This is a genomic window from Pseudomonas aestuarii, assembly GCF_027988105.1.
Taxonomy (GTDB): Bacteria; Pseudomonadota; Gammaproteobacteria; order Pseudomonadales; family Pseudomonadaceae; genus Aquipseudomonas; species Aquipseudomonas aestuarii.
The window spans coordinates 275,203-288,537 of sequence record NZ_JAQJZJ010000006.1 but is presented as its reverse complement, the minus strand read 5'-3'; the positions used below and the strand labels follow the sequence as shown (position 1 = coordinate 288,537).

Sequence of the window (13,335 nt, the reverse complement as noted above, 5' to 3'; positions counted from 1 at the left end):
TTAGTTGCGCGCAGCCCAGGCATTGAAGCGCTGTTCCAGCTGCTCGCCGTAGTCGGCCCAGAAGGTCACGTCGATGGCTACCTGGTCCTTGATGTTTTCAGGCGTGGTCGGCATGACGCTCAGGCGCTCGGGCGCCAGCAGGTCGATGGCCTGTTTCTTGGCCGGGCCGTAGGCGATGTTTTCGGCGAAGACTTTCTGCGGTTGCGCCTGCACCGAGAAGGCGATGAATTGCTTGGCTTCTTCCTGATTCGTCGCACCACGCGGGATGGCCCAGGAATCGAAGTCGTAGATGCCGCCGTTCCACACCACCTGCAGGTTGCTTTCGTCCTGCACCGCGGCGATCCGCCCGTTGTAGGCCGAGCTCATCACCACGTCGCCGGAGGCCAGGTACTGCGGCGGTTGGGCGCCGGCTTCCCACCACTGGATATTCGGCTTGAGCTCGTCGAGCTTGCGGAAGGCACGGTCGACGCCCTCGCGGGTGGCCAGCACCTTGTAGACCTCGGCAGGCGCCACGCCGTCGGCCATCAGGGCGAATTCCAGGGTGTACTTGGCGCCCTTGCGCAGGCCGCGCTTGCCGGGGAATTTCTCCACATCCCAGAAGTCGACCCAGCCGGTGGGCGCGCCGCTCAGCTTGTCGGCGTTGTAGGCCAGCACCGTCGACCAGACGAAGAAGCCCACGCCACACGGCTGGATAGCGCCGTCGATGAAATCGTCCGGGTTGCCGAACAGCGCCGGATCGAGCGGTTCGAACAGGCCCTCGTCACAGCCACGGGCCAGCTCGGGGGACTCCACTTCGAGCAGGTTCCAGTTGACGCTGTTGGTGTCGACCATGGCCTTGACCTTGGCCATCTCGCCGTTGTACTGACCGGCCAGGATCTTGTTGCCGGTGCTTTTCTCGAAGGGTTCGTAGAAGGCCTTGACCTGCGCCTCCTTGCTCGCGCCACCGAATGAAATTGCAGTCAGATCGGCCGCCATGGCCGGAGCTGCAAGGGCCACCCCAACGGCCAGGGCCGCCAACTTCAGGGATATCGACATTGTTGTTATCTCCGCTGTGTCACATGGGTAAGGATGAAGCACTGCCAGTAACCGGTTCAGTCCGGCTGCTGCGGATCGAGGGCGCGGACGTGCTCGACATGCCAGCCGAGCGGCACCAGATCGCCAACGGCCAGAGCGCTATCCAGCTCGGCCACCGGTTGTTTGATGTAGAAATCGGATTTGCCGCAGACCTCCATGCGGATGCGCACGTGGTCGCCTAGGTAGATGAACTCGGCGACGCGCCCGGAGAAGCGGTTCGAGCAGGCCTCGCTGTGGCCGTTCAGGCGAATCCGCTCGGGCCGCACCGACAGGGTGACCGGCTCGCCCGGCTGACCGACGTTGACCGCCAGCGCCTCGATCCGCTCGCCGCGGGCCAGGCCGACCACGCAGCGCTCGCCATCGCGGCTGATCAGGTGACCGCTGAGGCGGTTGTTCTCGCCGATGAAGTTGGCGACGAAGGTATTGCTCGGCTGCTCATAGAGGGTGCGTGGCTCGGCGATCTGCTGGATCTCGCCCTGATGGAACACCGCCACCCGATCGGACATGGTCAGCGCCTCGCCCTGGTCGTGGGTCACATAGACCACGGTCACGCCCAGACGCTGGTGCAGGTGCTTGATCTCCATCTGCATGTGTTCGCGCAGCTGCTTGTCCAGCGCCCCAAGGGGTTCGTCCATCAGCACCAGTTGCGGCTCGAACACCAGGGCCCGGGCCAGGGCTACCCGCTGCTGCTGGCCACCGGAAAGCTGGCCGGGGTAACGGTTGCGGAAGCTGTCCAGTTGCACCATCGACAGCGCCTTCTTGACCCGCTCGCTGATGTCGGTGCGCGACAGACCGCGCACGCTCAGTGGAAAGGCCAGGTTCTCGGCCACCGTCATGTGCGGGAACAGCGCGTAGTTCTGGAACACCATGCCGATGTCGCGCTTGTGCGGTGGCAGCTTGGTCAGCGAGCGGCCGCCGAGGAGGATTTCCCCGGCGGTGGGGGTTTCGAACCCGGCCAGCATCATCAAGCTGGTGGTTTTGCCAGAACCCGAGGGGCCGAGCAGGGTCAGAAACTCACCCTTGCGGATGTCCAGATTGAGGTCCTTGACGATCAGGTTCTCGCCGTCATAGCTCTTCTGTACCCCGCGAAAGCTCACCAACACATCGTTTGCCTGAGACTCGGACATCACCGCACCCTTTGTTGTTGTCTGTACGTCGTGGGATACAGACTAGGTGCAGCGGTGCACTGAAAAAATCGGGCAGGATGACGACCTGGCATCAGATCAAGGGAGAGTTTGCTGTAGGCATTGCCCTACAAGACCAAGGTCATCCGCCAGGCAGCGGAGACTGGTGACAACCGCTTACACCAGGCGATGCTCCATGGCATAGCGCACCAGATCGGCCATCGAGTGCACCCCGAGCTTCTGCATCAGGCGCGCCTTGTGGGTGCTCACGGTCTTGTTGCTGATCGCCAGGTGCAGGGCGATGTCGTTGACCCCTTCGCCACGTGCCAGGCGCTCGAACACCGAGAATTCACGCTCGGAGAGCTGGGCATGGGGCGGTCGCGAGTCGGTCAGGCCGACCTCGAAGACCATGCGATCGGCCAGGTCTGGATCGATGTAACGGCCACCAGCAGCCACCTTGCGGATGGCCGTGATCAGCAGGGCCGGGTCGCTGTCCTTGGTCGCATAACCGGCCGCGCCAACCTTGAGCGCGCGGGCAGCCATCTGCGTTTCGTTGTGCATCGACAGCACCAGGATTGCCGGCCCGCCGGCCAGCGCGCGGATCCGCGGAATCGCTTCCAGGCCGTTGACCCCGGGCATGCTGATATCCAGCAGCACCACGTCGCAGGCGGTCTTGCGCAGGCACTCGAGCAACTGCTCGCCATTGCCGGCCTCGCCCACCACCTCGAGGTCGCGGGCCATGCCGATCAACTGCTTGATGCCTTCACGCACGATGGCGTGGTCTTCAGCCACCATTACCCGAATCACGCCACTGCCTCCTCGGCCACTGCCACTCGTGCGCACAGCGTAGTCCCCTCGCCGGGCTGGCTGTCAATCTGCAACTGGCCGCCGAGCATCAATATCCGCTCCTGCATGCCCACCAGGCCGAACGACTGCCCCGGTGTGCGCTGCTCGGGCACGAAGCCTTGGCCATCGTCGCTGACGCACAGGCACAGCTCGCCATCCTCCAGGCGCAGGCTCACCTGCACGCTGTGCGCGCCGGCGTGGCGCATGATGTTGGTCAGCGCCTCCTGAAGAATACGAAACAGGCCGATGGCCTTGGCATCGCTGAGCGCCGGCAGGTTCTCCGGCACCGCGACCATGCACGGGATCTGGGTGCGCGCCTCGAAGCGGTGCACCTGCCACTCGATGGCCGAGGCGATGCCGGCATCGAGAATCGGCGGGCGCAGCGCGGTGGCCACATCGCGCACCAGCTGGAACAGTTGGGCGATCAGGCGCTTCATGTTCTGCAGGCGCTGATCCAGCTCCGGCAACTGGCCGGAGCAGACCAGTTCGCACATGGCGGTTTCCAGCTTGAGCACCGTGAGCACCTGGCCCAGCTCGTCGTGTACCTCACGAGCGATGCGCGCCTTTTCCTCCTCGCGCACGCTCTCCAGGTGCGCCGACAGCTCACGCAGGCGCGCCCGCGACTCGCCGAGCGCCAGCTCCACCTGTTTGTTCTCGGTGATGTCCCAGACAACCCCGTCCCACACCACCCGGCCCTCGCCCAAGTGGCGCGCGGTGGCCTTGATATCGGCCCAGCGCAGCTGACCGGCGTGGGTGAGAATGCGCCCCTGCCACTGCCAGTCGCTGTCCCCTGCCAGGGCTGCGTCCTGGCTGCGCCGGTAGCTGGCCTGATCATCGGGATGCACCAGGCTGCGAATCCCGCGGTCGGCGCGCTGCAACTCGACGGCCGGATAACCGACCAGTTCGACGCTGCCTTCGCTGATGTAGGCGAACACCACCGTCTGCTCGACGGCGGCGCGCTCCAGGCGAAACACCAGCCCGGGCACATTGCCGGCGATGCCCTTGAGCCGCGCCTCGCTCTCCTGCAGGGCGGCGCGGGCGCGGCGGCGTTCGGTGACATCGGCGAGGTACACCACCAGGTATTCCGCGCGGTCGAAGCGCAGGAAACTCAGCGACACGTCCACCGGCAAGCCACTGCCATCGGCCCGCAGGCACTCGGTCTCGAAAGCCGGCAAGGCCTCGCCGCTGCTACGCGCCAATTTCCACAGGCTCAGCCAGCGATCCATATCCAGGCTCGGCTCCAGGGCTTGTAACGGCCGCTCCACCAGCGCCCCGCTGGCATAGCCGAGCATGTCCTCGGCGGCGCGGTTGGCGTAACGCACATGGCTGTCCCAATTGACCCAGAGAATGCCCACAGTGCTGTGGTCGATGGAAAACTGGCTGAGGCGCAGGGCCTGCTCGGCCACCTCGCGCTGAGTCAGCTCCTGGCGCACGCCGAGCAGCTGACGTTCCAGGCCGCGGCGCTGCTGGCGCAGATGCAGGATGATGGCCGCGGCGCTGAACAAGGCCAGCAACAGGAGCAGCGCGAGGCCGCGCCAGAAGGCCAGGGATTCGCCAATCTGCGGGTATTTCAACGGCAGCCAGCGCTCACGCAGATGCTCGATCTCGCGTCCGGGCATGGCCTCCAGGGTCTGCTCGACGATTTCCGCCAGCAACGGTTGGTCGCGCCGACTGGCGATGCGCAGCAACTGCGGCAGACCGATATCGCCGACGATGCTCAGGGCCGCGAACTGCGGCTCGCGCAGCAGCAGACTGAGCCGCGCCTCGTCGACCACCGCGTAGCTGACCTCCTGACGCAACAGGCGCAACAGGCCCACGCGCTCCGAACTTACCCCCTGCAGGCGCAGGTTGTTGTGGGTCTTGTACAGGTACTCGAACACCGGGCCTGGCTCGCGCACCGCGACCAGCTCATCATGTGCCAGGCGGTCGAGGTCGACCGCACTGATGCCGCGCTGCTCACTCACTACCAAATGCGGCACCCGCATGTAGGGCGTGGAATAGAGCCATAGCCGCAGGCCGTGCGGGGTCTGCTGCAGTCCCGGCGCGAGGTCGACCTCGCCACGGCGCAGCGCGCTATCCAGCTCGCCCGGATCGGCGTAGCGCAACCATAGCGGCTGCACACCCATGCCCTGCAGCACACGGGTCATCAACTCGACGTTGGCCCCGGAAAGGCGCTGCAGGCGGCGATCGTACAAGGCCCAGGGCGCCTGCATGAGCAGCCCCACGCGCAATTGCCGATGCTCGGCGAGCCAGGCCTGCTGCTCGGCCGTGAAGAGTGGCCGCAGAGGCAGCAGCGCGCTTTCACCCCAGGCAAAAAACGGCCACAGCAGTAGCAGAAAGAGGATGCGCGAGCACATAGGACTCATTGCAAAAATTACTCAGCCAGAGCAGCGGAATAATATTCCGAGGGTGTGAGAAGCTCGAACGCCGGTGCGAGGCAGTCGCCACTGGCAGGAGTCTTTTCACCAAGGCTCATACATTACTCCAGTCCAGGCACGCCCCGCCAAGGGATGGCACTGACAAAACGCCGCACAAGCAGTAGGCTGGGGCGCTCACACTGCCCCTGGAGTCGTCCATGCCCCGCGCCATCTGCACTCTGCTGGCGGCCTTGAGCCTGAGCCTGGTACTGCCGCTCGGTTCCCCGCTGCAGGCTGCAGAGCCCAGCACCCTGGGCGAGGCCGGCGGTGAGCAGGACGTAGCGCCTGACTCGCCCGCCGCAGACCTGAGTCGCCCGCCACAGGCCGAACGCAGTGCGCAAGCCGCCAGCGCGCTGATTCGCCAGCTACCCGACCAGGAACAGCAGCTGCTGCACGCCGGGGATGAGTCCTTCCTGGCCCTGTGGCTACCGGCCAATGCCGCCGAGGCCCATGGCGTGGTGGTGCTGGTGGCGGGCGATGGCGAAAGCGCCGATTGGCCCAAAGTGCTCGGCCCGCTGCGGCGCAAGCTGCCGGATGCCGGCTGGCACAGCCTGACCCTGAGCCTGCCCGATCCGCAGGACGATTTGCCAGCACTCGACATCAAGACCGCTAGCGAGACAAGCGCGACCGCTGAGCCACCGCTCGACGCCAACGCTGACGAGGCGCCGCCAGTCACCGACGCGGCGCAACCCGACCCGAGCAGCCAGACTGGCCAGCCCACGGAAGCTGCGGGCGCGCGTCACGCCCAACGCATCAAGCAGCGTATCGCCGCGGCCCTGCAACTGGCTCGCCAGCAGCAGGCCAAACAGATCGTCCTGCTCGGCCATGGCAGTGGCGGCTACTGGAGCATGCGCTATCTCAGCGAAGAACAACCCGCCGACGTGCGCAGCCTGCTGCTGGTGGACGTCAAGCCGGCTGCCGATGCCAGCCCCGGACTGGACGAGCTGCAAGCCAGCCTCACCCTGGCCACCGGCGACTTCTACTACCAGGATCGGCCACTCGAGCGCAGTGCGGCCACCGAACGCGCCCAGGCCAGCAAACGCCAGAAACATCCGGCCTATACCCAGGTGGCACTCAAGGCCTTGCCGGGCAACCCCGAAGTCGAACAGGAGCAGCTGTTCCGCCGCCTGCGCGGCTGGCTCACGCTGCAACTGCCGGCCGGCTGAACAGCCGGCTAGCGAAAGCCGCGCCGCTGGCGAACCAGCCCGTAGGCCTGGTGCAGTTCACGGGTCTTTTCCGTGGCCTCGCGCAGTCGCTCGGGCGATACCCCACTACCGGCCAGCTTGTCCGGGTGGTGGCGGCTCAGCAGCCGCCGGTAGGCGCGCTTGATCTGCGCCGGCTCGCTATCGGCGCTCACCCCGAGCAGACGCAGTGCCTGCTGATAGCTTCCACCGGTGGCTGCCAGCGGGCCTTGCTTCGGCGCATAGGCCGCGCTCAGCACTTGCTGGGTCGCCGTCGACACGTCCAGCCACTTGCCCCAGAGCAGGATCAACTCGCGCTCGGCCTGGCTGACCCGACCGTCCACCCAGGCCATGCGCCAGCATGCACGCAACAGGGCTTCGGCCTGGGCGCGCTGGCGGCGCAAGGGCGCGCGCAGGCCTTCGCGGCCGATCTTGCCGCGGGCGAAGGCCGCGACCGCCCGCTGCTGACCCGCGGCATCCAGGCCCAGGCGCTGCATCTCGGCCCGTGCTTGAAGGATATGCGCCTGGAGCACCCGGCCATCGCACTTGGCCAGGCGGCCGAGCAGGACAAACAGCAACTCCTCGTCCCCCGGATACGGTTTGCCGCCCAGCCGCTCGCGTAACGTGGCCCAACTGTGCAAGCGCAAACGCCGATCCACCACCTGGCCGAGCAGCCCGCCGAGCAAGGCACCGGGAATGCTGGCCAGGGCCGCGCCGCCAACGGCACCGAGCAGCGTCGCCGGCCAGAGCATCTCAGTGCCCCACGGCGAGCAAACGCTCGACTTCGGCCAGGCGCTCATGGGTGCCGACATCGACCCAGCGCCCGGCGAAACGCTCGCCGCTGACCAGGCCTTCGCCCATGGCGCGGCGCAACAGCGGCGCCAGCTTGAATGCGCCCGGCTGGCAACCGGCAAACAAGGCCGGGGCCAGCACGGCGATACCGCTGTAGGTCAGACTCGGCTGATCGGCGTGCGCCTCGCCGACGCGCTCGGCGCACAAGGCAAAATCGCCGGTGCGATGATGCGCAGGATTCTCCACCAGCACCAGATGAGCCAGCCCGGCCAAGGGTCGACGCAACTGGGCAAAGGAGTAATCGGTGAAGATGTCGCCATTGACCAGCGCAAAGGGCTGATCACCCAGCAGCGGCAGCGCGCGGAAAATCCCGCCACCAGTTTCCAGCGGCTCGCCTTCGGCCGAATAGACGATGCTCAGGCCAAACGCCGCACCATCGCCGAGGTAATCCTCGATCTGTTGACCGAGCCAGGCGTGGTTGATCACCAGTTCGCGGAACCCGGCGGCGGCCAGGGCGCGCACGTGGTACTCGATCAAGGGTACGCCGGCGGCCTGCACCAGCGGCTTGGGCGTATGCAGGGTCAAGGGCCGCAGGCGCTCGCCCTTGCCGGCCGCCAGGATCATCGCCTTCATGCCGGCACCGCTGCGGCCTGCGGCAGGCTGGCGAACAGCTCCGCCAGCTCGGCCAACTCCGGACGGCGCGCCAGCACGGCTTCGATATAGGCGAAGAATCGCGGCACATCGCCCAGGTACCGGGGCTTGCCGTCACGGTGACAGATCCGCGCGAAGATGCCGATCACCTTGAGATGACGCTGCACGCCCATGAGGTCGCTGGCGCGGAGAAACTCGTCCAGTTCGGCCTGCACCGCAATCCCCGCCGCCCGGGCCTGCAGCCAGTAGCCCTCGAGCCAGTCGCGCACCCGCGCCTCGGGCCAACTGAGGAAGGCATCCTTGAACAGGCAGGTCACGTCGTAGGTTACCGGGCCGTAGACCGCATCCTGAAAGTCCAGCACCCCCGGGTTCGGCGTACTGAGCATCAGGTTGCGTGGCATGTAGTCGCGGTGCACCAGCACCTTGGGCTGGGCCAGGGCGCTGTCGATCAGCAGCACGCAGATACGCTGCCAGGCGGCCTGCTGCGCCTCGCTCAGTTCGACGCCCAGGTGACGCTGCACATACCACTCGGGAAATAGCTGCAGCTCGCGGCGCAGCAGGGCATCGTCATAACTGGGCAGCGGCGCATCCATCGGCAGGCGCTGAAAGGCCAACAGGGCCTGCACCGCATCATCGAACAGTTGATCGGCGTTCCGGGTATCGATCACTTCCAGGTAGGTCTGCCGTCCCAGATCACTGAGCAGGAGAAACCCGCGCTCCAGGTCTTGAGCGAGGATCTGCGGCACATTGACCCCGGCCTCGTCCAGCCGCTGGGCGACCTTGACGAAGGGTCGGCAATCCTCCTGAGGCGGCGGCGCATCCATGAGGATCAGGCTGCGACCATCGCCCTGCCAACGGAAATATCGGCGGAAACTGGCATCACTGCTGGCGGGCGTCAACGTGCCGAGCGGCACCTGCCCCCAACCGCGGGCGGCGAACAAGGCTGGCAGTTGCTGGTCGAGCCAACCATTAAGGAGCTGCAGGCGTATATCTTCATCAGGCATTACAAGGGTCTCCGACGGCGCTAGCCGTTGCGCGGGTCATGCTTTATTATCCAGCATCTTTTTCAGCCCATCGAGAGGCGTGCGGCCTCTGGGCCCAATGCCCGCAGGAAGCCCGGAAAACAAGATGGCAGTAAAATACCCTAGGTTCCGCAAAAAATTCCCACTTCTGGTAACAGGCGGCCTGTTGGCCTTGCAGCCACTGGCCAGTCAATTCGCTGTCGCTGCCGAGCAGTACGACTGCCAGGTATCCGCTACCGGAGGTTGGGCATGTGCCCCGAAAACCAGTAGCGCTGCCGTGCCGGAGCGACCCGAACCGAGAGTGGCGACCACGGCCCAGCGCCGCGACAGTGCTGACGCGAGTCGAGCCTCCCGCGCCACATTGGTCTCCGAGAGCGGCGGCAAAGCCCTGGCTTCGCGTAGCGCCGACTACAGCCATCTCGACTGGGTGCCCCGCGAGAAGCTGAGCGAGGCGCAACTGGCGGAAGTCGGCCCCTACTGCGCGGGCGGCTACGTCGAGCCGAGCAGGCCGGGGATGAACGACCAGACGCCGATGAATGAAGCGCCAATGTTCATTACCGCCAAAGCCTCGCGCTATGAGCAGGAACAACAGGTTGCCACCCTGGCCGGCGATGTCGTGCTGCGCCAGGCCGGCATGCAGGTCGAGGCCGACGAAGCCAGCTTGCTCCAGGCCGAGAACCGCGGCGAGCTGATCGGCAACGTGCGCCTGCGCGACCAGGGCATTCTGGTCGTTGGTGATCGTGCCGAACTGCAACTCGACAACGGCGAAGCCAAGGTCGACAACGCCGAGTACGTGCTGCACAAAAGCCATGTACGCGGCAGCGCGCTCTACGCCAAGCGTGAAGAAACCGCGGTTATTCGCCTGAAAGACGGCACCTATACCACCTGTGAGCCGGGCAGCAACACCTGGCATCTGAAGGGCAACAACGTCACGCTGAACCCGGCCACCGGCTTCGGTACTGCGACCAACGTGACCTTGCGGGTGAAGGATTTCCCGGTTTTCTACACCCCCTACATCTACTTCCCGATCGACGACCGCCGTCAATCCGGCTTCCTGCCGCCGAGCATCAGCAGCTCCAGCGATAACGGCATGACGCTGCAGACGCCCTACTACTTCAACCTGGCGCCGAACTACGACGCCACGCTCTATCCGACCTACATGAGTGACCGCGGTCTGCTCCTCGAGGGCGAAGGTCGCTACCTGACCAAGAGCAGCGAAGGCCAGTTTGGCGCCGCTTACCTCGACGACAGCAACGACGACCGCAAACTGCAGTCGGACTACGAAGATCAGCGCTGGCTGTACAGCTGGCAGCACAAGGGTGGCCTCAACTCGCGCCTGCTGGCCGAAGTCGACTACACCGACATCAGCGATCCCTATTACTTCCAGGATCTGGACACCGATCTCGGCATTGACTCCACCACCTACGTCAACCAGCGCGGCACCCTGACCTATCGTGGCGGCAGCTATACCGCGCGCCTCAATGCGCACGCCTATGAACTGGCCAATATCACCGATATCACGCCGTACAACCGCCTGCCGCAGATCACCCTCGATGGTGCCCTGCCGTTCCAGCCGGGTGGCCTGAATATCAGCTACGGCAGTGAACTGGTGCGTTTCGACCGCGACCTGCGCAGCGGCCAATTCTCCGACGAGAATGGCGCGAAGGAAGACTGGTATGACACCAAGCTACGCGGCCTGGCCCGTGCCAATGGCACTCGCCTGCACCTGGCGCCGGCCGTCAGCCTGCCGCTGACCTGGAGTTGGGGTTTCCTGACGCCGTCAGTGAAGTACGCCTACACACAATACGATCTGGATTTGGACTCGCAAGGATTCGCACCTAACCCTGGCGGTGTCCAGAAAAGTGCATTCAAGGATGCCCCTGATCGCAACATCCCGATTTTCAGCGTCGACAGCGGCCTGTACTTCGACCGTGATACCCAGCTATTTGGCAAGTCCTACCGCCAGACCCTGGAACCACGACTGTTCTACCTCTATGTCCCCGAGGAAGACCAGACCGATATTCCGGTCTTCGACACCGGCGAAAGCACTTTCAGTTACTCGTCACTGTTTCGCGAAAATCGCTTCTCCGGCAAGGACCGTATCGGCGACGAGAACAAGCTGTCGCTGGGCCTGACCAACCGCTGGATTGAAGCCAATGGCTTCGAGCGCCAGCGCTTCAGCATCGGCCAGGCCTTCTACTTCGAAGACCGCCAGGTGCAGATGCCGGGCATCGACTACCGCTCGCGCCCAGACGCGCTGGCCTCGCAGTCGCCTTACGCACTGGAATACCTGTATCGCTTCAACCGCGACTGGCGCTTCTCGTCGGACTTCAGCTGGGACCCGGACACCCACCGCACCCGTTCGGGCAGCGCGATGTTCCACTACCAGCCGGAAGACAATCCGAACAAGGTGGTCAATGCCGGCTACCGCTACCGCAACGACACCACCCGGTACGACCGTGATAGCGGTACTTGGACCAATAATCCAGACTATGGGAATGAGTTCCTCTCGGGTGGCAGCAGAAACCCCAACTTCATCAAGGACTACTACAAAGTCAGCCAGCATGACTTCTCGGTGATCTGGCCGATCGTCCCGCAATGGAGCGTGATCTCCCGCTGGCAGTACGATTACAGCCGTGATCGCACCCTCGAAGCCTTCGGCGGATTTGAATATGACAGCTGCTGCTGGAAGCTGCGCCTGATCAATCGCTACTGGATCGACTATGACGAAGTCAGCCTGAGTCCGTCGCTGAATGATCAGCCAGACCGTGGCATTTTCCTGCAAATCGTCCTCAAGGGCTTGGGTGGCGTGACAGGCAACAAGGTTGAGACTTTCCTCGATCAAGGCATTCAAGGTTATCGTGAACGTGAAGATCAAGCTTTCTGATTGCGTGCGCCCGCTGCTGCTGGGCGCACTGTTACTGGGTACCGCGGCGCAAGCCGAGGTACAGCCCCTCAACCGTGTCGTGGCGATTGTCGACAATGACGTGGTCATGCAGAGCCAGCTCGACGCGCGGGTGCGCGAAGTGCAGCAAACCATCGCCAAACGCGGCGCGGCACTGCCGCCCGAGGATGTCCTCAGTCAACAGGTGCTCGAGCGCCTGATCATCGAGAACATCCAGCTGCAGATAGGCGACCGCTCCGGCATTCGCATCACCGACGAGGAACTCAATCAGGCACTGGCCAGCATTGCCCAACGCAATAGCATGAGCCTCGAACAGTTCCGCGCCGCGCTTGAGCGGGACGGCCTGTCCTATGCCGACGCCCGCGACCAGGTACGCCGCGAAATGATCATCAGCCGCGTGCGTCAACGCCGCGTGGCCGAGCGCATCCAGGTCACCGACCAGGAAGTGCAGAACTTCCTCGCGTCCGACCTCGGCAAAATGCAGCTCTCGGAAGAGTTCCGCCTGGCCAACATCCTCATCCCGCTGTCCGACGGCGCGTCCCCGCAAGCCATTCAAGCGGCCGAGCGCCAGGTACAGGAGCTGTACCAGCAGCTCCGCGCTGGCGCCGACTTCGCCCAGATGGCAGTGACCCACTCGGCCAGCGAGACCGCTCTTGAAGGCGGCGAGATGGGCTGGCGCAAGGCGGCGCAACTGCCACCGCCATTTGATGCCATGATTGGCGCGATGTCGGTCGGCGATGTCACCGAACCCATGCGCACTCCCGGCGGCTTCATCATGCTCAAGCTGCTGGAAAAACGTGGCGGCGGCACCCAAGTGAGTGAAGAAGTCAATGTTCGGCACATCCTGATCAAGCCCAGCGAGATTCGCAGCGAAGCCGAAACCAAACGCCTGATCAAGCGCCTGCATGAACGCCTCCTGGCCGGCGAAGACTTCAGCGAACTGGCGAAGAGCTTCTCGGAAGACCCGGGCTCGGCACTCAACGGTGGCAGTCTCGACTGGATCGACCCCAGCGTGCTGGTGCCGGAGTTCCGCGAGGTGATGAGCAACACCGCCAGTGGCGAACTGTCCAAGCCGTTCAAGAGCCCTTACGGCTGGCATGTGTTGCAGGTCATGGGCCGCCGCGCCACCGACAGCAGCGCGAAGTTCCGCGAGCAACAGGCATTGACCGTGCTGCGCAACCGCAAATATGACGAAGAACTGCAAGCCTGGCTGCGGCAGATCCGCGACGAGGCCTACGTCGAAATCAAGCTGTAGGCATCGCCAACCAGATCAAAGCCCGGCGCCTGCCCCTCGCAGCACCGGGCTTTTTTCGTTCTGCAGCG

10 protein-coding genes are annotated in these 13,335 nt (G+C 64.6%); 3 read left to right on the top strand and 7 right to left on the bottom strand.

The window, feature by feature from the left end:
- The 4 genes from PH586_RS15035 to PH586_RS15020 all read right to left on the bottom strand — a co-directional run bounded on the left by PH586_RS15035 (position 1) and on the right by PH586_RS15020 (position 5,410).
- Positions 1 to 1,035: an ABC transporter substrate-binding protein gene (locus PH586_RS15035; RefSeq protein ID WP_271348573.1), complete on the bottom strand. Its 1,035-nt coding sequence runs from the start codon at positions 1,033 to 1,035 to the stop codon at positions 1 to 3.
- A 56-nt stretch (positions 1,036 to 1,091) separates the two neighbouring features.
- Positions 1,092 to 2,201 carry an ABC transporter ATP-binding protein gene (locus PH586_RS15030; RefSeq protein ID WP_271348572.1) on the bottom strand — a complete coding sequence of 370 codons (1,110 nt, stop codon included), beginning with the start codon at positions 2,199 to 2,201 and terminating at the stop codon, positions 1,092 to 1,094.
- A 174-nt stretch (positions 2,202 to 2,375) separates the two neighbouring features.
- Positions 2,376 to 2,993 carry a response regulator gene (locus tag PH586_RS15025; protein ID WP_271348604.1) on the bottom strand — a complete coding sequence of 206 codons (618 nt, stop codon included), beginning with the start codon at positions 2,991 to 2,993 and terminating at the stop codon, positions 2,376 to 2,378.
- An 8-nt stretch (positions 2,994 to 3,001) separates the two neighbouring features.
- Positions 3,002 to 5,410 (bottom strand): PAS domain-containing sensor histidine kinase, encoded by a 2,409-nt coding sequence (locus PH586_RS15020; RefSeq protein WP_271348571.1) that lies wholly within the window; start codon positions 5,408 to 5,410, stop codon positions 3,002 to 3,004.
- A 209-nt stretch (positions 5,411 to 5,619) separates the two neighbouring features.
- Between PH586_RS15020 and PH586_RS15015 the strand changes: the two genes are divergently transcribed.
- Entirely contained in the window at positions 5,620 to 6,627 is a 1,008-nt protein-coding gene (locus PH586_RS15015) for an alpha/beta hydrolase family protein (protein WP_271348570.1), read from the top strand.
- Positions 6,628 to 6,635: 8 nt separating this feature from the next.
- Here PH586_RS15015 and PH586_RS15010 read toward each other — a convergent pair whose 3' ends face one another.
- Genes PH586_RS15010 through PH586_RS15000 form a run of 3 tightly spaced genes read right to left on the bottom strand, consistent with a single transcriptional unit; the run spans position 6,636 to position 9,089 of the window.
- Positions 6,636 to 7,394: a DnaJ domain-containing protein gene (locus PH586_RS15010; RefSeq protein WP_271348569.1), complete on the bottom strand. Its 759-nt coding sequence runs from the start codon at positions 7,392 to 7,394 to the stop codon at positions 6,636 to 6,638.
- A gap of 1 nt (position 7,395) precedes the next feature.
- Positions 7,396 to 8,067 (bottom strand): N-acetylmuramate alpha-1-phosphate uridylyltransferase MurU, encoded by a 672-nt coding sequence (gene murU, locus PH586_RS15005; RefSeq protein ID WP_271348568.1) that lies wholly within the window; start codon positions 8,065 to 8,067, stop codon positions 7,396 to 7,398.
- A complete protein-coding gene (locus tag PH586_RS15000; RefSeq protein WP_271348567.1) occupies positions 8,064 to 9,089 on the bottom strand; it encodes an aminoglycoside phosphotransferase family protein in 1,026 nt (341 codons plus the stop codon). Before PH586_RS15000 ends, murU begins: the two co-directional genes overlap by 4 nt.
- A 124-nt stretch (positions 9,090 to 9,213) precedes the next feature.
- Here PH586_RS15000 and PH586_RS14995 point away from each other — a divergent pair, with 124 nt between their 5' ends.
- Positions 9,214 to 11,994 (top strand): LPS-assembly protein LptD, encoded by a 2,781-nt coding sequence (locus PH586_RS14995; protein ID WP_271348566.1) that lies wholly within the window; start codon positions 9,214 to 9,216, stop codon positions 11,992 to 11,994.
- Positions 11,975 to 13,267, top strand: coding sequence for a peptidylprolyl isomerase (locus tag PH586_RS14990; RefSeq protein ID WP_271348565.1), 1,293 nt, complete (start codon positions 11,975 to 11,977; stop codon positions 13,265 to 13,267). Before PH586_RS14995 ends, PH586_RS14990 begins: the two co-directional genes overlap by 20 nt.
- Positions 13,268 to 13,335: the final 68 nt, after the last annotated feature.

Coding starts and splice junctions, on each gene's coding strand:
- PH586_RS15030 (WP_271348572.1), bottom strand. CDS start 2,201: ATGTCCGAGTCTCAGGCAAACGATGTGTTGGTGAGCTTTCGCGGGGTA.
- PH586_RS15010 (WP_271348569.1), bottom strand. CDS start 7,394: ATGCTCTGGCCGGCGACGCTGCTCGGTGCCGTTGGCGGCGCGGCCCTG.
- PH586_RS14995 (WP_271348566.1), top strand. CDS start 9,214: ATGGCAGTAAAATACCCTAGGTTCCGCAAAAAATTCCCACTTCTGGTA.
- PH586_RS15000 (WP_271348567.1), bottom strand. CDS start 9,089: ATGCCTGATGAAGATATACGCCTGCAGCTCCTTAATGGTTGGCTCGAC.
- PH586_RS15015 (WP_271348570.1), top strand. CDS start 5,620: ATGCCCCGCGCCATCTGCACTCTGCTGGCGGCCTTGAGCCTGAGCCTG.
- PH586_RS15035 (WP_271348573.1), bottom strand. CDS start 1,035: ATGTCGATATCCCTGAAGTTGGCGGCCCTGGCCGTTGGGGTGGCCCTT.
- PH586_RS15020 (WP_271348571.1), bottom strand. CDS start 5,410: ATGAGTCCTATGTGCTCGCGCATCCTCTTTCTGCTACTGCTGTGGCCG.
- murU (WP_271348568.1), bottom strand. CDS start 8,067: ATGAAGGCGATGATCCTGGCGGCCGGCAAGGGCGAGCGCCTGCGGCCC.
- PH586_RS15025 (WP_271348604.1), bottom strand. CDS start 2,993: ATGGTGGCTGAAGACCACGCCATCGTGCGTGAAGGCATCAAGCAGTTG.